The organism is Sphingomonas sp. UNC305MFCol5.2 (assembly GCF_000712135.1).
Taxonomy (GTDB): domain Bacteria; phylum Pseudomonadota; class Alphaproteobacteria; order Sphingomonadales; family Sphingomonadaceae; genus Sphingomonas.
The window spans coordinates 246,949-266,758 of record NZ_JOOE01000001.1 but is presented as its reverse complement, the minus strand read 5'-3'; the positions used below and the strand labels follow the sequence as shown (position 1 = coordinate 266,758).

Genomic DNA, 19,810 nt, shown 5'->3' with positions numbered 1-19,810 from the left:
TCGAGAAGCGCTTGTCCGTCGCCTGCCCCGGTTTCTCGACTTCGCTCGAAACGAACGGAATCCGGGCATGATCGGCGTCACCCATTATCTGGTCGTCTCGGCGATCCTGTTCACGCTGGGGGTGCTCGGCATCTTCATGAACCGCAAGAACCTCATCGTCATCCTGATGGCGATCGAGCTCATCCTGCTCGCGGTGAACCTCAACCTCGTCGCCTTCTCGGCGGCGCTGGGCGATCTCGTCGGGCAGGTCTTCGCGATGTTCGTGCTGACCGTCGCCGCCGGCGAGGCCGCGATCGGGCTCGCCATTCTCGTCATCTACTTCCGTAGCCGGGGCACGATCTCGGTCGACGACGTCAATCGGATGAAGGGCTGATGTCGCCGATTCTCCTCATCGTATTCCTACCGCTCGCTGCGGCGGTGATCGCCGGCCTGTCGAACAAGGCGTTCGGCAGCGTGCTTCCCAAGGCGCTGACCACGGGCGCGCTGTTCGTCTCGTGCGCTCTGTCCTGGCCGATCTTCATTCAGTACCTGCACGGCGCGGAGCAGACCGTAGTGCCGGTGCTCAACTGGATGACCTCGGGCACCCTGCAGGTCGAATGGGCGCTGCGGGTGGATTCGCTCACTGCGGTGATGCTGGTCGTGATCACCAGCGTCTCGGCGCTCGTCCACCTCTATAGCTGGGGCTATATGAGCGAGGACCCGGATCAGCCGCGCTTCTTCGCCTATCTCAGCCTCTTCACCTTCGCGATGCTGATGCTCGTGACCGCGGACAATCTGGTCCAGATGTTCTTCGGCTGGGAAGGCGTGGGTCTCGCATCCTACCTCCTGATCGGCTTCTGGTTCCGAAAGCCGTCGGCAAACGCCGCGGCGATAAAGGCCTTCGTGGTCAACCGCGTCGGCGATCTCGGCTTCATGCTCGGCATCTTCGGCACCTATCTCGTGTTCGGCACCGTCTCGATCAACGAGATCCTCGCCGCCGCGCCCAACATGCACGGCTCGACGATCGGCTTTCTGTGGTTCCGCGCGGATACGATGACCGTGCTCTGCCTGCTGCTGTTCCTCGGAGCGATGGGCAAGTCGGCGCAGCTCGGCCTTCACACCTGGTTGCCCGACGCGATGGAAGGCCCGACCCCGGTTTCGGCGCTGATCCACGCCGCGACGATGGTCACCGCCGGCGTGTTCATGGTCTGCCGCCTGTCGCCGATGTTCGAGACGAGCCCGGTGGCGATGGGCGTGGTGACCTTCGTCGGCGCCGCAACCTGTCTGTTCGCCGCGACGGTCGGCCTGGTGCAGACCGACATCAAGCGCGTGATCGCTTATTCGACCTGCTCGCAGCTCGGCTACATGTTCTTCGCCGCAGGCGTCGGCGCTTATGGCGCGGCGATGTTCCATTTGTTCACGCACGCCTTCTTCAAGGCGTTGCTGTTCCTCGGCGCCGGCTCAGTGATCCACGCGATGCACCATGAGCAGGACATGCGCTTCTATGGCGGCCTGCGTAAGCACATCCCGCTGACCTTCTGGACGATGATGTTCGGCACGCTGGCGATCACCGGCGTCGGCATCCCCGCGGTGTTCGGCAACCCGACTGCGTTCGGCTTCGCCGGCTTCCACTCGAAGGACGCGATCATCGAGGCCGCCTGGGCCGCGGGCGTTCCCAGCGCCTTCTGGGTCGGCGTGTTCGTAGCCCTGCTCACCAGCTTCTATTCGTGGCGCGTGGTCTTCCTGACTTTCTACGGCACGCCGCGCTGGGCGGGTTCCGAGCATATCCAGCACGCAGTCCATGATGCGCATGGCCATCACGATCATGGCGAAGTGCACGACAATGCGCCTGCGCAGGAAGATGCGGGCCATGCGCCGACCGCGCACGAGATCCTGCACGATCAGCCGCACGAAGGCACGGCGGGCTATCATCCGCACGAGAGCCCATGGGCGATGCTGGTCCCGCTGATCCTGCTGTCGATCGGCGCTATCGCCGCGGGCTTCGTCTTCCACGGCTTCTTCATCGAAGCCGAAGAGGGGGCGCATTTCTGGAATGGCGCGATCGCGTTCGACGCGCATCTGATGCACGCGATGCATGGCGTTCCGCTGTGGGTGAAGCTGTCGGCGACGATCGCGATGCTGCTCGGCTTCGGAGGCGCCTGGTACGCATACATCAAGCGGCCCAGCTTCGCCGGCGCCGTCGCGGACAACTTCCGGGTGCTCTACACCTTCCTGCTCAACAAATGGTACTTCGACGAGCTCTATAACTTCCTGTTCGTCCGCCCCGCATTCGCGATCGGCCGGCTGTTCTGGAAGGCGGGCGACGAAGGCACCATCGACCGCTTCGGACCCAACGGCATCGCCCGTCTGGTTCAGCTCGGCAGCGTCGGCACGGCGCGTCTGCAATCGGGATATCTCTACACTTATGCCTTCATCATGCTGATCGGTCTCACCGCCGCGCTCACCTGGGTGATCGCAGGATGACCGGTTTCCCGATCCTCTCCATCATGCTGGCAGTGCCCGCGATCGCCGCGGTCGCCTGCCTGTTGTCGAGCGCACAGGGCGCCCGCTGGATCGCACTGGCCGCGACCCTGATCGATCTGGCGCTCGGCATCTGGCTCTGGGCCAATTTCGATCAGAGCGCGGGTGCTGCCCAGTGGCAGTTCGTCGAGCATGCCCGCCTGTTCGGCATCGGCGGCGTCGATTTCGCCTGGGCGCTGGGCATCGACGGCTTCGCGCTGCTGCTGATCATGCTCTCGGTCTTCCTCATGCCGATCTGCATCGGTGCGAGCTGGGTCGCGATCGAGAAGCGCGTGCCCGAATATATGGCGGCGATGCTCGCCACCGAGATCCTGATGATCGGCACCTTCGCCGCGCAGGACCTGCTGCTCTTCTACGTCTTCTTCGAAGGCGGCCTGATCCCGATGTATTTGATCATCGGCATCTGGGGCGGCGCGAACCGCATCTACGCGTCGTACAAATTCTTCCTCTACACCTTGCTCGGTTCGCTGCTGATGCTGATCGCGATGATCGCGATGCTGCTCAATGCGGGCACGTCCTCGATCCCCGAGCTGATGGCGCACGACTTCCCGGCGCAGTGGCAGACCTGGCTGTGGCTGGCCTTCTTCGCCAGCTTCGCGGTCAAGATGCCGATGTGGCCGGTCCACACCTGGCTTCCCGACGCGCACGTGCAGGCGCCGACCGCGGGTTCGGTGATCCTGGCGGGCGTGCTGCTCAAGCTCGGCGGCTATGGCTTCCTGCGCTTCAGCCTGCCGATGTTCCCCGAGGCATCGGCCCAGTTCATGTGGCTGGTGTTCGCGCTCTCCTGCGTCGCGGTGGTCTACACCTCGCTGGTCGCTTTGGTGCAGTCGGACATGAAGAAGCTGATCGCCTATTCCTCGGTCGCGCACATGGCGATCGTGACGATGGGGCTGTTCGCCTTCAATCAGCAGGGCGTCGAAGGCGCGATGATGGTCATGCTCGGCCACGGCCTCGTCTCGGGCGCGCTCTTCCTCTGCGTCGGCGTGATCTACGATCGCCTCCACACCCGCGAGATCGACCGCTACGGCGGGCTTGCGATCAACATGCCGCGTTACGCGCTGCTGTTCATGGTCTTCACCATGGCCTCGGTCGGCCTGCCGGGCACCAGCAACTTCGTCGGCGAGTTCCTCGGCCTGGCCGGCATCTACCAGGTCTCGACCTGGACCGCTTTGATCGGCACCAGCGGCATCATCCTCGGCGCGGCCTACATGCTGTACCTCTATCGCCGCGTCGTGTTCGGCGATCTGACCAAGGACGATGTCCGCGCGATGCCCGATCTCAGCGGCCGCGAGCTGTGGCTGCTCGCCCCGATCGCCGCGGCGGTTTTGTGGATGGGCGTCTACCCTGAGAGCTTCCTCAAGCCGATGCGGCCCGACGTCGAGCGGCTGGTCGAGCGGATGAGCCGGGTGATGCCTGCGGGTGACTCGCAGCCCACCGCCGGCAAGCCTGCGCCCGCCGCCGGGCACGGAGAGGAACATGCTGCCCCCGCCGCCTCTGCGCACGGGGAGGCGCACTGATGAGCTATTCGATGCAATTGATGATGGTCCTGCCCGAGCTCGTGCTCAGCCTGGGCGCGATCCTGCTGATGCTCGTCGCCGCATGGGGCGGGCAGAATTCGACGAAGCTGGTGAGCTGGGCGTCGATCGCGGTGCTGATCGGCGCGGGCATTTCGCTCGCGGGCCCGGCTTCGGCGGGCGGTGAAGCGTTCGGCGGGCTCTATCGCCCGGATATGTTCGCCGCCTTCGCCAAGGCGCTGATCTTCTTCGCCGCCGCGGTCTCGATCCTGATCGCGCCGCGCTTCTTCCAGACCAGCTCGGGCGACGATCTGCGTCCCGAATATCCCGTGCTGATCCTGCTCTCGGCGGCGGGCATGGGGATGATGGTCTCGGCCGGAGACTTGATGAGCCTCTATGTCGGCCTCGAGCTGATGAGCCTCGCCTCGTACGTGCTGGCGAGCTTCATGCGTCGCGACACGCGCTCGGCCGAAGCGGGCCTCAAGTATTTCGTCCTCGGCGCGCTTGCCTCGGGCATCCTGCTCTACGGCATCAGCCTGGTGTACGGCTTCTCGGGGACGACGCTCTTCGCGGGCATCGCCGATGCCTATGCCGGCGGTCGTTCGATCGGCCTGATGTTCGGCCTCGTCTTCGTGTTCGCGGGCCTCGCGTTCAAGATCAGCGCCGTGCCGTTCCACATGTGGACGCCGGACGTCTACGAAGGCGCGCCGACGCCGGTGACGGCGTTCTTCGCCTCGGCGCCCAAGGTCGCGGCAGTGGCGCTCGCCACCCGCGTCGCGATCGAGGCGATGGGCCCGGCGATCCATGATTGGCGCCAGATCGTGATCTTCGCGGCATTGGCCTCGATCATCTTCGGTGCCGTGGCGGCGATCGGGCAGACCAACATCAAGCGGCTGCTTGCGTATTCGTCGATCAACAATGTCGGCTTCGCACTGATCGGCCTCGCCGCCGGCGGCGAGGCGGGTGTTTCGAGCGTGCTCTATTACATGGCGATCTACGTCGTCATGACGTTGGGCAGCTTCCTGATCGTGCTCCAGATGCGCGGGCCGGATGGTCAGCCGGTAGAGACCATCGCCAGCCTCTCGGGCATGTCGCGCAACCGGCCGGGCCTCGCGCTCGCCTTCGCCATCTTCATGTTCAGCCTGGCGGGCATTCCGCCGCTGCTGGGCTTCTTCGCCAAGCTGCAGGTGTTCGTCGCGGCGGTGCATGCCGGACTGTTCATCTTCGCGGCGGTGGGTGCCGCAGCCTCGGCGATCGGTGCGTACTATTATCTCAAGATCGTCAAGACGATGTACTTCGACGAACCGGCTGAAGCCTTCAGCGGCAGGACCGATCCGGTCGAGGGTGCGTTGCTGGTTGTCGCCGCGGCGGTGATTTCGCCGCTTGGCTGGCCGCTGCTCGGCTATCTCGAGATTTTCACTGCATCGGCCGCGAAGGCGCTGTTCTGACCGCCACGATCCGAACCGTCGCCGAGACGGGCTCGACCAATGCCGATATGGCCGAACTCGCGCGGAACGGCGCGAGTGAAGGCTTGTGGCTCCGCGCCGAGCGGCAGACATCGGGCAAGGGCCGGCAGGGCAGGACGTGGGACTCACCCGCAGGCAATCTCTACATCTCGACTCTCGTCCGTGTGCGTGCGGGGGAGCCTTCGCCCGCGACGCTGGCCCTGGTCGCGGCGGTGGCGCTGGAGGAAGCGGTTTCGCTGTTCGGCGTGCGGCCGATGCTCAAATGGCCCAACGATCTGCTGGTCGACGGCGCCAAGCTCTCGGGCATATTGCTCGAGCGCGTCGAGGACGCAGTGATCATCGGTTTCGGCGTCAACCTCGCGCATCATCCGGTCGATCTCGACCGTCTCGCCACCAGCGTCGCCGCCCACGCCCCCGCGCCGGACCCGCAGGTTTTCGCCGAGACGCTCGCCGAGATTTTCGCGCGCTGGCTCTCGCGCTGGCGCGACGGCATCGCGCCAGTGCGCGACCGCTGGCTCGCCCGCGCCCATCCGATCGACACGGCACTGACGGCGCGGCTGGCGGACGGCAGCTCGGAGGACGGGCTGTTCGGCGGCCTCGATGCGCAAGGTGCGCTCATCCTGCGCTTGGCCGGCGGCGCGACCCGTGTCATTCACGCTGGCGACGTGTTCCTGCTCTGAAGGGAAGGCAAATGCTGCTCGCCGTCGATGCCGGCAACACCAATGTCGTCTTCGCGCTCGTCGAGGACGGCGAGATCCGTGCGCGCTGGCGCATCGCCACCGATCCGCGCCGCACCGCCGACGAATATGCCGTATGGCTGAGCCAGCTGCTCAACCTCGAGGGCTATGACCGCTCGGTCGTGACCGGAGTGATCGTCGGCACCGTCGTTCCCCGCGCGTTGCACAATCTCCAGGTGCTCAGCAGCAAATACTTCAAGACCGAGGCGGTGATCGCCGGGCAGGGCAGCGCCGATTGGGGCTTCCAGCTCGATGTCGAAGAGCCCGGCAGCCTCGGCGCCGATCGCGCGCTCAACATGATCGCAGGCCATGCCCGGCACGAAGGCGACCTCATCATCATCGACTTCGGCACCGCGACCACCTTCGAATTGGTCGATTACAGCGGCGCCTATAAAGGCGGGATCATCGCGCCGGGCATCAACCTGTCGCTCGACGCCTTGGTCACCGCCGCGGCCAAGCTCCCCCGCATTGCCATATCCGCGCCCGAGAAAACCAGCGTGGTCGGGCGCAATACGGTCGACCAGATGCACATCGGCATCTATTGGGGCTATGTCGCGATGATCGAGGGTCTCGTCGCCCGGCTCAAGGCCGAGGTGGGACGCCCGCTCAAGGTGATCGCCACCGGCGGACTGGCGGTGCTCTTCGAAAAGCATACATCGGTCTTCGATACCATCGAACCCGACCTCACCATTCAGGGGTTGGCCATGCTGTGGGAACGCAGCCAGCAAGGAAATTAAGTGACTCCAGGCAACGAACTCCTCTTCCTCGCGCTCGGCGGCTCGGGCGAGATCGGCATGAACGTCAATCTCTATGGCACGCAGGGCAAGTGGCTGATGGTCGATTGCGGCATCACCTTCGGGGATGCGAACTATCCGGGCGTCGACGTGATCCTGCCCGATCTCCAGTTCATCGAGGAGCGGCTCGACGATCTGCTCGGCATCGTGCTGACGCATGGCCATGAGGACCATATCGGTGCGCTGCCCTATCTCGCGGGCGATCTCGGCGTGCCGCTCTATGCGACGCCGTTCACTGCGGGGCTGATCTACGGCAAGCTCGAGGAAGAGGGCATCACCGACAAGGTCGAGCTCAACGTCGTCAAGGAGGACGGGCCGTTCGATATCGGGCCGTTCACAGTGACCTATACGCCGCTCGCCCATTCGATCCCCGAGGGCAATGCGGTGCTGATCGAGACCCCGTATGGCAAGGTGTTCCACACCGGCGACTGGAAGCTCGACGACGCACCCGCGCTGGGCGGCGCCTCGACCGCGGCAGAACTGACCGCGATCGGCGACGAGGGCGTGCTGGCTTTGGTCTGCGATTCGACCAATGTGTTCAACCCCGAGGCGTCGGGTTCGGAAGCCGATGTCCGCAAGGGGCTCGACGAGGTCGTCGCGGCGATCAAGGGCCGGGTGCTCGTCACGACCTTCGCCTCCAACGCCGCGCGGCTGCAGACGCTGGGCGAAGTCGCCGAGGATACCGGTCGCCAGATCTGCGTCGCGGGACGCTCGCTCGACCGGATCCTCCGCGTCGCCAAGGCGACCGGCTATCTGCGCGACTTCCCCGAGACGATCGACTTCGACACGGCGATGAGCCTGCCGCCCAACCAGGTGATGATCGTCGCAACCGGCGGGCAGGGCGAACCGCGCGCCGCGCTCAACCGAATCGCCGAGGACACTCATGTCCTGAAGCTCCATGCCGGCGACACCGTCGTCTTCTCGTCGCGCCAGATCCCGGGCAACGAGATCGCGATCGGCAAGATCATGAACACGCTGGCCGGCAAGGGCGTCGAGCTCATCACCGACCGCCAGGCCTTCGTCCATGTCTCGGGCCATCCGGGGCGTCCCGAACTGGCCGAGATGTATCGCTGGATCCGCCCGGAGATCATCCTGCCGGTGCACGGCGAAGTGCGGCACATGCACGAGCAGGCGCGTTTCGCGAAGGAGCAAGGGATCCGCCAAGCGATCACGCAGGTCAATGGCGACATCTGGAAGCTCGCGCCGGGCAAGCCGAAGCAGGTCGGCCAGGCGCATGCCGGACGGCTGGTGCTCGACGGCGACGTGATCCTGCCGGCCGACGGCACGACGATCAACGAGCGGCGGCGGATCGCGCTGTACGGCCAGATCTCGGTCGCGGTCGCGATCCAGGGCGGACGGCTGAAGGGCGCGCCGCAGATCCGGGTGCAGGGCGTGCCGGTCGAGGAGGACCGCGACGCGTTCCTCGAAGAGGCCGCCGAAGCTGCGGCCGAGGCGGTGAAGAAGGACGGCCGCGACATCGAGAAAATGCGCGAGAGCGTGCGGCTGGCAGTGCGCCGCGCGGCGGTGCGCTTCACCGGCAAGAAGCCGGTGGTCGACGTGCTGGTCGTGGAGCTCTGAGCCATGCGCTGGCAGTCGATGCTCGCGATCTACATATTGTTCTGGGCGTTCTCGGTGTTCCTGGTGCTGCCCTTCGGGGTGCGCACCGCGCAGGAAGCAGGGGTTGAGCTCGTCCCCGGCCAGGCCGAGAGCGCGCCGCACGGCTTCAGCCCGAAGAAGATCGCGATCCGCACGACGATCGTCGCGAGCATCTTATTCGGCCTGTTCTTCCTCAATTACGTCAACGGCTGGGTGACAGCCGACATGCTCGACTGGGTCCATCGGTAGGATTTCGCGGGCTTAACTTCGCACTTTTCCCGCGAATCGTGAATAAAAGTTGCGCGTTCGAGCAAGAAAATGACGTGACGCGCCAAGCCTGATTCCACACTGTCAAAGAGCCGACAGCGAGGCTGGCATACCAAATCCTACATTGGAAGATCGAGCCAGAACAACACCTCTCCCCTTGATAGGGGAGAGGATAGCGTAGCTTGGCAGCTTGCTGCCTAGCGAAGATTGGTGAGGGGTAGAGCGAGGCGCAGCCTCGCGCGGCTTCTGCGAAGCCGCTCACCCCTCACCCAGCTCCGACTAAGGCTCTTCGAGCCTAAGTCTGCGCAACCCTCTCCCCCTTGAGGGGAGAGGGGAAGGGTTCAGGTGCGCAGGCGCTCGATGGCTTGGGCGAGCGCGACGTAGAGTTTGCCCATGTCGGACGACAGCAGGGTTACGCCGAGGGTCGAGCCGTCGCGCAGCGCGAGGATGTGGCGCAGCATCGATTCGAAATCGTGGATGTAGCGATTGACGTGTTCGCTGAACGCCGGGTCGGCATCGTAGAGGCGTGCGATCTCGCGCGTGTCGCCCGGTTCGAGCAGGCGCACTGCGCGCCGCGTGAACACGCCGCGATCGCCCTTGAGATAGGCCGCCCAGGCACTGTCGGTGACTTCGGCGGAGAAGGCTTTGGCGATGTCGATCGACGCGGAGTTGAGCGCCTCGATCAGCAAGGTGGTGCGGCGCGCGAAATTGTCGCTGTCGGCACGTTCGCGGTCGACGCGCTCTTCCTCGATACGCGCTTCGATCCGGGCGGTGGTGTCGGCGAGCGCCACCATCTGTTGGGTGAGCCGCTCAGAAGCGCGCGTCGCGGCGGTCACGGCCGCTTCTGTGCTCTCGGCCAGCTCGGCCATTTCGCGGCGGACCGTGGCGTCGACTGCGCGCTTGAGCGCGGTGCCGCTGGCTTCCTCGAGCGCGGCGGTGGCGCCGGGAACGATCGTGGCGAGCGACTCGCGGGCATGCGCGGCGGCGGCGCTCGCGGTCTCGCGCACGCTCACCAGCGCATCGACGAGCTGCGGCGCCGCGGTCTCGGCGAAGCGGCGGGTGGTCTCGATGGTATCGTCGACGATCGCGCCGAGCGACGCCGCCTGTTCGCTGCCGGTGGCGAGCGTTTCGAGCAATGAGGCTTGCGTCTTGGCGAGCGTATCGCGCTGCTGCGAGACGACATCGGCGATCGCCTCGATCGCGTCGTGCGTGCTTTCAGCGGCAGTGACGAGCGCGAGCAATTCGGGCTTGGCGCCCGCGACGACCTTGCGGCTCGCGCCGATCCGCTCGTCGAGCCGGGCGAGCGCTTCGGGAAGCGTCTCGTCGATCTCGCGCGCCGAGGCGTCGAGCGCCGTGAGCAGGTCTTCGGACGTGCCGATCGCCTTGCGGGCGAGCTGATCGCCGGTGCGCAGCGCTTCCGCCATCGCCTCCATCGAGCCGTGGAGAGCGCTGACCGATGCGGCCAGCGACTGGGTGCGATCGGTGCCGGCCGCGTGGAGGATCTGGAGTTCGCGATCGAGCCGGTCGACGCCGGAGGAGAGGCCGGCGAAGAGCACGTCGCCGCGGCCCTGCTCTTCGGCAAGGCGCGCGCCGATGCGGCCGATGGCTTCCTCGATCACCGCCATGCGCTCGCCGAGCGCCTCGGCACTGTCGCGGCCGGCACGGTCGAGCGCGGCCTGATTGGCGCTGAGCATCGCGAGGATCGCCTCGCCTTGGGTGGCGATGCCCTTGCGGGCCTCGTCGACCGCGCCGGCGGCACGATCGAGCACCGCATCGACGGCGACCGACATCTGCCCGGTGACCTGCTCGAGCCGCGAGCTGGCCGTCTCGCTGGTCGCTTCCATGCGGGAAATGTGCGCGGCCAGCCGCTCGGCGGCGCCACCGGCGATCTGATCGGCCTCGCGGCCGCGCTCGGAAAGTGCGGTGAGCTGGGTATCCAGCGAGGCGGCGCGCTGGCTGGCGAGCAGGCCGGCGGCATCGATGCGGCTTGCCAGCCCGTGCATTTCCTCATGCGCCTTGGGCAAGGTGGTCAGGATGATCTCGAAGCGCTTCTCGGCCTGATCCATGGCCTCGCCGAACGTGCGGATACTGCCGTCCATCAGGCGCGCCTTCTCGCCGACCATGCCAGCGGCACTCTCGACGCGTTCGGCTGCGCGTTCGCCGAGAGAGGCGAGCGCAGTGGTGTGCTCGGCGAGCGCGGCGCGGTTTTCGGCGATGCGGGCGGAAATCGTCGCCATCGCCCTGTCGAGCGCGGCGGCCTCGCTGCGCATCGCGCGGGCAGTGGCATCGAAGCGGCGGGCCTCCGAGCGACTCGTGCGCATCGCGAGCATGTAGAGGATGCCGATCAGCGCCGGTGGGACACAGAGCGCTGCAATGAGCTGGATGAGCGCAACCGGCTCCATGCCCTGCTGAAAGGCGGGGAGCGCGAGCCAGCCCATGCCGATGAACCAGGCGGCGACGGCGAGCCATGCCAGCGCGGGAACGAGCCAGGCGGTATTGCGCCGCGGCTGTTCATCCTCGTCGAAAGCGAGATCCTCGAGCGGTCCCGGCAGTGCCGAGTTGTCGGAAAGGACGAGCTCTTCGTTGCCGTTGGACGGCTCGATGGCGACCTGCGCGGTGTTTCCCCCAGTCATGGGCGAACTGTACCATGTTTGGACGTTTCGCCAAATATCGCGGCAACCAAGAATTAAGCCTCTTCGGGGTAGCCCAGGGCATGGCATATGATCCCGGTGCAATCGATGCGACGCTGGCGGCAGCAGTGGGGGACGAACCCGTGCTGATCGCCGAGCTGCGCGAATCCTTCCTCGACAGCGTCAAGCGGTGTGTCAGCGCGATGAAATCAGCGGAAGGGCCCGATGCCTGGGCGGCGGCGGCGCTGCGGCTGAAGGGACTGGCGGCGAGTTTCGGCGCGGTCCGGTTGATGGCGCTGGCCGCCGAGGCGGTGAACGGCCCCGCGCAGGACAGCGCGATGCTGCGCCGGCTGCACCGCGCGATCGACAGGTTGTAAGGCACTCCTCGCCATCCAGGCGAATGCCTGATCTCGTGCTGCAAGCCGTTCGCGCCATCGCTTGAGATCCCGGCATTCGCCGGGATGACAGATATTGGCCGTATCGACACCAGCCATACTTCCCTCGCCCCCTGCAAGGGGGAGAGGGTTGCGCAGACTTAGGTTTTGCGAAGCAAAGCCTTAGTCGGAGCTGGGTGAGGGGGTGCGGCCGCAAAGCGGCCGCGCGGAGCACCGCTCCGCCCCACCCCTCACCAAGCTGCGCTAGGCAGCAAGCTGCCAAGCTTCGCTATCCTCTCCCCTATCAAGGGGAGAGGGAGTTTTAGGTCGAATGTCGATATGTCCTAGCGCTTCCGGCTCAACTCGCGCATCGCGGCGTCGAGGCCGGCGAGCGTGAGCGGATACATCCGGTCCTGCATCAGCTCGCGAATGATCCGCACCGACTGGGTATAGCTCCAATGCGCCTCGGGCAGGACATTGAGCCAGACCGCGGCGGGATAAGTGTTCACCAGCCGCTGCATCCAGACGCCGCCGGCTTCCTCGTTGAAATGCTCGACCGAGCCGCCGGGGTGGCTGATCTCGTACGCGCTCATCGAGGCGTCGCCGACGAAGATGAGCTTATAGTCATGGCCGTATTTATGGAGGATATCCCAGGTCGGGGTGCGCTCGGTGAAGCGGCGGCGATTGTCCTTCCACACGCCTTCATACGGGCAATTGTGGAAATAGAAGAATTCGAGGTTCTTGAACTCGCTGGTCGCGGCCGAGAACAGCTCTTCGCAGAGCTTGACGAAGGGATCCATCGAGCCGCCGACGTCGAGGAAGAGGAGGAGCTTGACCGCATTGTGGCGCTCGGGGCGCATATGGACGTCGAGCCAGCCCTGTTTCGCCGTGCCGTGGATCGTCGCGTCGATATCGAGCTCGTCGGCGGCGCCTTCGCGGGCGAAACGGCGCAGACGGCGTAGCGCCACCTTGATGTTGCGGGTGCCGAGCTCCTTCGTATTGTCGAGGTTGCGGAATTCGCGCTGGTCCCAGACTTTCAGCGCGCGCTTGTGCTTCCCTTCGCCGCCGATGCGGACGCCTTCGGGATTGTAGCCGCCGTTTCCGAAGGGCGAGGTGCCGCCAGTGCCGATCCACTTGCTGCCGCCTTGATGGCGCTCGTGCTGCTCGGCGAGGCGCTGCTTGAGCGTCTCCATGATCTCGTCCCACGAACCGAGCGACTGGATCGCAGCCATTTCCTCGGGCGTGAGGAACTTCTCGGCGATCGCCTTGAGCCATTCTTCGGGGATGTCGGCGGGCGCGACGCCGTAATGGGTGGCGATCCCCTTGAAGACCTTGGCGAAGACCTGGTCGAAACGGTCGAGCAGGCCTTCGTCCTTCACGAAGGTGGCGCGGGCGAGATAGTAGAACGCTTCAGGCGTGCGCTCGATCACGTCGCGGTCGAGCGCCTCGAGCAGGACGAGATGCTCTTTGAGGCTCGCCGGGATGCCCGCGGCGCGCAACTCGTCGAGGAAGGAGAAGAACATGCCGCCCTTCTAGGGCTGGCGCTCGTACAGCGTCCAGTGGGTGCCTGACATGCCATGGGCACGCGCTTCGGCGATCGGGGCGTAATATGTTCCGCAGAGCGCGATCCGGCGTGGCGGCTCCTCGCCGCGGAACCGATCGGCGAAGAAGAAGCGTGCGGCTGTGCAATCGGCGAGCTGGACCTGCAGCGGATAATGCGAGGCGGCGGCCGCCGCCTCGAGCGTCGCGATGCCGGTCTCGCGGTCGAGAAGGAGGCGGGTGCCCCGTGGCGCGCGCGCCTGCATCGCGCGGATCGCGGCGCCGGGATCGCCGCGGCGATTGATCGCGAGGTCGATGTCGAGCGCGAGGCTGGCCGCAGTGATCGCGGCGAGCGTGCCGCCCGCCAGCCAGCGCTTCCAGCCGCCGGCGCGCCAGCCCAGCCAGATAAACTCGGCGATCAGGATCAGCAGCGCGATGCCGACGAGGAGATAATAACGCGGGTGCGCGACATTGCCCGGGCGGAGAAGCACCAGGACCAATGGGAAGGCAAGGATGGCGAGGCGGTGAAAGGCGATACGCGACACGCCGGCGGAAGGGGCGAGGACGACCAGAGCCGGGATGAGAACGAACCACCAGATGCTCACCACCGGCAGGCCGACGATATACTGCACGAGCTCGGACACGCCGTGGAGCAGTCCCATCGTGTCGTAGGGATCATAGCGGCCGAACTTGAAGCCAGTGCGGGCGGCGGCGGCGCCGAGGATGATCGCGGCGACCAGGCCCAACGCGATGGCCGAGGGCAGGAAGAGCCTGAGGGTGCGATTCACGGCGACCTTGAGTCCATCACGCTTCCACAAAGTGAAGAACACCCAGCCGGCGATCGCACAGACGCCGAAGAACATGATCAGCTGCGAAAAGGAGCCGAGGAAGAAGCAGATCGCCAGCGCGAGTGCCGGGCTTCGCTCGGCCTCCCCGGCGAGCCAGCGATCGGTGAGCAGGATCGCCATGAGCAAAGCGAGCGACATCGGCGCATAGCCCCGCGCCTCGGAACCCAGCGTCACCAACGCCGGTGAGACCGCGAAGAGGAGGGCGGTGATCAGTCCCAGCGCCGGGCCGCGGCGTGCGCCGATCATTGCCGCTACGAAGATCGCCAGCGTGCCGGTAACGATCGACAAGGCGCGGGCGAGCAACGGCGGCGCGTCGAAGCCGACCAGCAGCAGCCATAGCGAATTCAGGTGGTGGTTGTTGTCGTGATTGATGTTGAGGAAGATTGCGAGCGGGGTGCCGGCATCGTGCGCCTGCTTCGCCGACCAGGCCTCGTCGAGCCAAAGCGCGCCCTGCGCACCGGCGATGCGGAGCGCGAGCCCGAGCACGACGATCGTGCTGAGCAGCCACCAATATCGCCTGTCGGCACCCTCAGCCCCCGCCATGGCGCCTTTCATGCTTCAGTGACCGGGTCCGCACAAGTCAGCGCGCATAGGCGTCGATCAGCGAGCCGACATAATCGGGCTGGCGACTGCTCAGCTCGGCGGCGGGGCGGGCGGGGCGGATCGCCTTGCCCGCCGCGGGATCGGGGGTGCCGTAGATGAAGCCGTGCGCGGGATAGATCGAGCTGCCGAGCCCGTTGGTGTCGCGGTACCAGACCTTGACGAGGCTCCAGTCGCCGCGCTCGGAGACGTCGAACAGGGTCACGTCCTGTTCGGCATGACCGCGTTCGCCATCGAGGCGCGACCAATTGGCGTGGGTGACCATCAGCACGCGCTTGTCGACGATCCGGCTGACCACGGCGACGTGGCCGAGGGGAAGACGGGTGCTCTTGGAAAAAGCGAGGACCGCGCCGATACGCGGTTTGCGGCCGCGCTGGTAGCGGCCGTCGGCCTGATCCCACCAGGTCCATGCGTCGCCATAGATCTGGATGCCCGACGCCGCACGCGCGAAGGGAACGCACTGGCCGACATATTCGAGGAGCGACTGCGCCTGCACGGGTGCGGCGGCCAAAGCCGCGGCGACGAGCGCGATCGGAAACGCAAAACAACGCATACACGGGCACCGTAACGAGTACCCCCCATCTCGACGTATCCACGAGTGGTTAAAATTGCGTTAACTGCGATTCCCGCGCCCGTGCACTGCCTCGACCAGTACGAACGAGATGATCATCAGGAGGTACCACGCACCGAGTTTGGCGGGCGAGACGAGCTCCCAGCCATCCTCCTGCCCCGGATACATCCAGGCGCGCGAAAAGGTGCCGACATTCTCGGCGAGCCAGATGAACAACGCCACGAGAAACCAGCCGAGGAGCAGCGGCATCCAGCGCTCCTCGCGCCACACCGTGAAACAGACGCGGGTGCGCCAGAAGAGCAGGGCAGTCGCGGCGAAGAGGCCGAGACGGATATCGGGCAGCCAATGGTGCGCGAAGAAGTTGACGTAGATCGCGGCCGCGAGGAGCCAGCTGGTCCAGCGCGGCGGGTAGCCGGGGAAACGAAAGCCGAAGATCCGCCAGACGCGTGCGATATAGCTGCCGACGGCGGCGTACATGAAGCCCGAGAAGAGCGGTACGCCACCGATGCGGAACAGGTTCGCCTCGGGATAGAGCCAGGATCCGTGGGCGGTCTTGAACACTTCCATCACCGTCCCGACCACGTGAAAGGCAAGGATGACCTTGGCCTCTTCGAGGCTTTCCAGCCGGAAGACGAGCATGCCGACCTGGATCAGCACCGCGCCGATGACGAGGAAATCGTAGCGCGCCAAGCCCGCGTCGGCAGGATAGAAATAATGCGTGCCCAGCAGCAGGGTCAGCAGCAATGCGCCGAACAGGCAGGCCCAGCCTTGCTTGAAGCCGAACAGCAGGAATTCGTAAGTCCACGCGCGCCAGCCCGGGCGTGGTTCGAACGCCTCCAGCCGCGCGCGGACGCGGGCGAAGCGAGTCGCGCCCTGAGCCGGCGGCGGCATCGAATTCAGGACTTGGCGACGGGCGGTGGCGGTTGGCGCGGAAAGCGTTCGAGCGCCGGATCGATCATCGCCCAGGCGGGCGCGTCCTCGATCCAGATCGCGACTTGCGGCGCGAGATCGTTGGGCGCGTCGAGGAAGCCGAGGCGAATCGTGCGGAACTGCGGCCGCGCCGAGGATTGGCCCATCACCGGCGTGCCGCATGCGGCGCAGAAGCTCTGAGTCAGTGTGTTGCCACTCGCCGCGGTGTAGGCCGTGGTCGCGAGTTCGCCTGCGATCGCAAGGTCGTCGGTCGCGAACATCGCGTTGGTGGTGGGCGAGCCGGCGGCGATCTGCTGGCACTGGCGGCACCAGCATTGGCGCACGGTGACGGCCTCACCGCTGATCGTGGCGGTAACGGCGCCGCAGGCGCACCGTCCGGTGTAGCGCGTCACTTGCTCTGTCTCCGGCTCATGAAGGCGAGGCGCTCGAACAGCATCACGTCCTGTTCGTTCTTGAGCAAGGCACCGTGGAGCGGCGGGATCGCCTTGGTGGGGTCCTTGTTCTGGAGCACGTCGAGCGGCATTTCCTCGTGGAGGAGCAGCTTGAGCCAATCGAGCAACTCGCTGGTCGACGGCTTCTTCTTGAGCCCGGGGACCTCGCGGATGTCGTAGAAGATGTCCATCGCCTTGCCGACCAGGATCTTCTGGATGCCGGGGAAGTGGACGTCGACGATCGCCTGCATCGTCTCGCGATCGGGGAATTTGATATAGTGGAAGAAGCAGCGGCGCAGGAACGCGTCGGGCAGTTCCTTCTCGTTGTTCGAAGTGATCACCACGATCGGCCGTTCGGCGGCGCGCACCGTCTCCTTCGTCTCGTAGACGTGGAATTCCATGCGATCGAGCTCCTGGAGCAGATCGTTGGGGAATTCGATATCGGCCTTGTCGATCTCGTCGATCAGCAGGACGGGGACCTGCGGCGCAGTGAACGCCTCCCACAATTTGCCCTTGCGGATATAATTGGCGATGTCGTGGACGCGTTCGTCACCCAATTGTCCGTCACGCAGACGGGCGACCGCGTCATATTCGTAGAGGCCCTGCTGCGCCTTGGTCGTCGATTTGACGTTCCACTCGATCAGGGGGGCGCCCACTGCCTTGGCGATCTCGTAGGCGAGAACGGTCTTGCCGGTGCCGGGCTCGCCCTTGACGAGCAAGGGGCGACGGAGCGTGACGGCCGCGTTGACGGCGACCTTTAGGTCCTCCGTCGCGACATAGCTTTGGGTGCCTTCGAAGCGCATGGCGCTCTCGTAGAGGGGCATGGCGCCCCGGCGCAAGCTTCAGGCGCGTGCGCGGGCGCTCGCGCGGGCTTCGAGCAGGTCCCAGAGACCGCGATGCTGGGCAAAGACCTGTTGCGCGCCGAACAGCATCGCGCGCTCCATCGACGCCTCGCGGGCGAGGGCATCGACGACGCTCACTGTTTCCTCGGCGAGAGGGAGCGTCGAGACGGGGATGGTCATTCCAAGCCGCTTGGCGACGGCATCGAGGACTTCGCGGATCGTAGCCCAGTCGATCGCCAGTGCCAGCGCCGCACCGGCGGCGCAGCCGGCGCGGTCGGACTGGGCGAGCATGTCCAGCGCATGACGCTGCGCATGCGCCGCAGCTTCCGATTCGGCATGGCCGGGCGTGCTAGGAAGCGGGCCGGCGGCGGCGACGATGCGGACGAGATAGGCGCGCTCGGTGGCAAATGCGTCGGCGGCGGCCTCCAGCCAGTCGCGCTCGAGCGAGACGCGGGCATGGTCGAGCGCATAATCGACCAGGCCCGGATGACGGCCATGGAGCACGCAAATGAAATGGGCGGCGTCGGCAAGGTCGCGCAGCGGCTCGAGATTCTCGGCGAGACCCGCGAGATAGGGGTGATTCGCGCTGCCATCGGAAGCGACGAGCGATCCCATCGCTCCCCATGTGCCACCGAGACGGGCGATCTGTGCGGTGTCAAACGGCATTATGCCCCCAAAATCCCTGAGCTGCCGGAAACACCGACACGCTCCCTATGCAACTCGGGGATATACCGAAGCACGTAAATACGTGGTTGACGGTGAATTTACCTTTCAGTCGCGTCTGGAATCGCGAAAGAGCTCATATGCCCCTGCGAAAGCAGCAATACAGAGTAATGAAGTACTAATACCCTGAGCCTCTACTTTCGCTGGAGCATTGAACGCAGCTCGTAGTTTACCAGCTCCACATAGTCCCGTCTTCGAGCCGATTCACAGGAAGATAAGCACGCTTATACTCGTGCTTCGCGGCAAGCGCCTCGTCGATATCGACGCCGAGTCCGGGCTTGTCGCCGGGGTGCATCAGGCCGTTCGAAAGCGAATATGCGTGCGGGAACACCGCGTCGGTCTCGGCGGTATGGCGCATATATTCCTGGATGCCGAAATTGGGGACCGACAGACCGAAATGGAGCGCCGCGGCCATGCTCACTGGCGAAAGATCTGTCGCGCCGTGGCAGCCGGTGCGGACCTGATGGAGATCGGCGAGGCCTGCGATACGGCGCAGATGCGTGATGCCGCCGGCATGGACCACGGTCGCACGGATATAGTCGATCAGCTGCTCCTCGATGAGCTGCTTCGCGTCCCACACCGAATTGAAGATCTCGCCGACCGCGAGCGGCGTGGTGGTATGCTGGCGGATCAGGCGGAAACCCGCCTGGTTCTCGGCCGGAGTCGCATCCTCGAGCCAGAAGAGGCGATACGGTTCGAGATCCTTGCCGAGACGGCCCGCCTCGATCGGAGTCAGGCGATGATGGACGTCGTGGAGCAGATGGACGTCCCAGCCGAGTGCATTGCGTCCCTTCTCGAACAATTGGGGCACGTGGCGCATATATTTCGAGGTCGACCAGACCGTCTCGTCGGGAAGCGATCCCTTGGCGGGCTCGTAATAGAAGCGTTCGCCCGACACGCCGTAGGTGGCGGCTAATCCGGGTACGCCCGATTGAAGGCGGACGGCCTTGTAGCCTTGCTCGAGATATTCGTGCGCGCGCTCGATCGTTTCGGCGATGTCGGAACCGTTGGCGTGGCCATAGACCATGCAGCCTTCGCGCGCGGCACCGCCGAGCAGCTGATAGACCGGCATGCCGGCGAGCTTGCCCTTGATGTCCCACAGGGCCATGTCGACCGCGGCGATCGCGCTCATCGTCACTGGGCCCCGCCGCCAATACGCGCCCTTGTAGAGATATTGCCAGATATCCTCGATCCGGTGCGCGTCGCGGCCGATCAGGCAGGGGATGACGTGATCGGTGAGGTAACTCGCCACCGCCAGCTCGCGGCCATTCAGCGTCGCATCGCCGATGCCGTATGCGCCCTCGTCGGTCTCGATCTTGAGCGTGACGAAATTGCGGCCCGGACAAGTGACGATGACGCGCGCGGAAGTGATACGAGGCAAGGGTAGCTATTCCTTAAAAGTGGTCAGGCCAATATCCCCTTGTGATG

General features: G+C 65.4%; 18 protein-coding genes. 9 read left to right on the top strand and 9 right to left on the bottom strand.

What is annotated here, in order from left to right; genetic code table 11:
* Window positions 1–67 precede the first annotated feature (67 nt).
* Genes nuoK through BR78_RS0101275 form a run of 8 tightly spaced genes read left to right on the top strand, consistent with a single transcriptional unit; the run spans window position 68 to window position 8,876 of the window.
* Complete coding sequence (gene nuoK / locus BR78_RS0101310) at window positions 68–373, top strand: NADH-quinone oxidoreductase subunit NuoK (RefSeq protein WP_029724228.1); 306 nt, start codon at window positions 68–70, stop codon at window positions 371–373.
* The gene (nuoL, locus tag BR78_RS0101305; protein ID WP_029724227.1) at window positions 373–2,463 is read left to right on the top strand and encodes an NADH-quinone oxidoreductase subunit L; all 2,091 of its coding nucleotides are present in this window, start codon (window positions 373–375) and stop codon (window positions 2,461–2,463) included. Before nuoK ends, nuoL begins: the two co-directional genes overlap by 1 nt.
* The gene (locus BR78_RS0101300; protein ID WP_029934378.1) at window positions 2,460–4,037 is read left to right on the top strand and encodes an NADH-quinone oxidoreductase subunit M; all 1,578 of its coding nucleotides are present in this window, start codon (window positions 2,460–2,462) and stop codon (window positions 4,035–4,037) included. The genes nuoL and BR78_RS0101300 overlap by 4 nt, the downstream gene beginning before the upstream one ends.
* On the top strand, window positions 4,037–5,482 hold the full coding sequence (gene nuoN, locus BR78_RS0101295) for an NADH-quinone oxidoreductase subunit NuoN (protein WP_029724225.1): 1,446 nt from the start codon (window positions 4,037–4,039) through the stop codon (window positions 5,480–5,482). The genes BR78_RS0101300 and nuoN overlap by 1 nt, the downstream gene beginning before the upstream one ends.
* Before the next feature lie 47 nt (window positions 5,483–5,529).
* The gene (locus BR78_RS0101290) at window positions 5,530–6,180 is read left to right on the top strand and encodes a biotin--[acetyl-CoA-carboxylase] ligase (RefSeq protein WP_029934375.1); all 651 of its coding nucleotides are present in this window, start codon (window positions 5,530–5,532) and stop codon (window positions 6,178–6,180) included.
* Window positions 6,181–6,191: 11 nt separating this feature from the next.
* Complete coding sequence (locus BR78_RS0101285) at window positions 6,192–6,974, top strand: type III pantothenate kinase (RefSeq protein ID WP_029934373.1); 783 nt, start codon at window positions 6,192–6,194, stop codon at window positions 6,972–6,974.
* Window positions 6,975–8,609, top strand: coding sequence for a ribonuclease J (locus BR78_RS0101280; RefSeq protein ID WP_029934367.1), 1,635 nt, complete (start codon window positions 6,975–6,977; stop codon window positions 8,607–8,609).
* A gap of 3 nt (window positions 8,610–8,612) precedes the next feature.
* Complete coding sequence (locus BR78_RS0101275) at window positions 8,613–8,876, top strand: DUF1467 family protein (protein WP_029934365.1); 264 nt, start codon at window positions 8,613–8,615, stop codon at window positions 8,874–8,876.
* Window positions 8,877–9,235: 359 nt separating this feature from the next.
* On the opposite strand, the gene BR78_RS0101270 is transcribed toward BR78_RS0101275, so the two are convergent.
* Window positions 9,236–11,527, bottom strand: coding sequence for a hypothetical protein (locus BR78_RS0101270; RefSeq protein WP_081855559.1), 2,292 nt, complete (start codon window positions 11,525–11,527; stop codon window positions 9,236–9,238).
* 80 nt (window positions 11,528–11,607) lie between these two features.
* Between BR78_RS0101270 and BR78_RS0101265 the strand changes: the two genes are divergently transcribed.
* Window positions 11,608–11,901 (top strand): Hpt domain-containing protein, encoded by a 294-nt coding sequence (locus BR78_RS0101265; protein WP_029934361.1) that lies wholly within the window; start codon window positions 11,608–11,610, stop codon window positions 11,899–11,901.
* A 341-nt stretch (window positions 11,902–12,242) separates the two neighbouring features.
* Here the strand turns inward: BR78_RS0101265 and BR78_RS0101260 are convergent, their stop codons facing one another.
* The 8 genes from BR78_RS0101260 to manD all read right to left on the bottom strand — a co-directional run bounded on the left by BR78_RS0101260 (window position 12,243) and on the right by manD (window position 19,763).
* On the bottom strand, window positions 12,243–13,421 hold the full coding sequence (locus tag BR78_RS0101260; RefSeq protein WP_029934359.1) for a vWA domain-containing protein: 1,179 nt from the start codon (window positions 13,419–13,421) through the stop codon (window positions 12,243–12,245).
* 9 nt (window positions 13,422–13,430) lie between these two features.
* On the bottom strand, window positions 13,431–14,828 hold the full coding sequence (locus BR78_RS0101255) for a hypothetical protein (RefSeq protein WP_029934358.1): 1,398 nt from the start codon (window positions 14,826–14,828) through the stop codon (window positions 13,431–13,433).
* A 37-nt stretch (window positions 14,829–14,865) separates the two neighbouring features.
* Window positions 14,866–15,438: a CHAP domain-containing protein gene (locus tag BR78_RS0101250; RefSeq protein WP_029934357.1), complete on the bottom strand. Its 573-nt coding sequence runs from the start codon at window positions 15,436–15,438 to the stop codon at window positions 14,866–14,868.
* 60 nt (window positions 15,439–15,498) lie between these two features.
* Entirely contained in the window at window positions 15,499–16,347 is an 849-nt protein-coding gene (locus BR78_RS0101245) for a DUF817 domain-containing protein (RefSeq protein WP_029934356.1), read from the bottom strand.
* A gap of 5 nt (window positions 16,348–16,352) precedes the next feature.
* Complete coding sequence (locus BR78_RS0101240; protein WP_029724214.1) at window positions 16,353–16,778, bottom strand: GFA family protein; 426 nt, start codon at window positions 16,776–16,778, stop codon at window positions 16,353–16,355.
* Complete coding sequence (locus BR78_RS0101235) at window positions 16,775–17,620, bottom strand: AAA family ATPase (protein WP_029934355.1); 846 nt, start codon at window positions 17,618–17,620, stop codon at window positions 16,775–16,777. Before BR78_RS0101235 ends, BR78_RS0101240 begins: the two co-directional genes overlap by 4 nt.
* Window positions 17,621–17,659: 39 nt before the next feature.
* Window positions 17,660–18,325, bottom strand: coding sequence for a DUF6975 family protein (locus BR78_RS0101230; protein WP_051683140.1), 666 nt, complete (start codon window positions 18,323–18,325; stop codon window positions 17,660–17,662).
* Window positions 18,326–18,551: 226 nt separating this feature from the next.
* Window positions 18,552–19,763 carry a D-mannonate dehydratase ManD gene (gene manD, locus BR78_RS0101225; RefSeq protein ID WP_029934352.1) on the bottom strand — a complete coding sequence of 404 codons (1,212 nt, stop codon included), beginning with the start codon at window positions 19,761–19,763 and terminating at the stop codon, window positions 18,552–18,554.
* Between the last annotated feature and the right edge of the window lie 47 nt (window positions 19,764–19,810).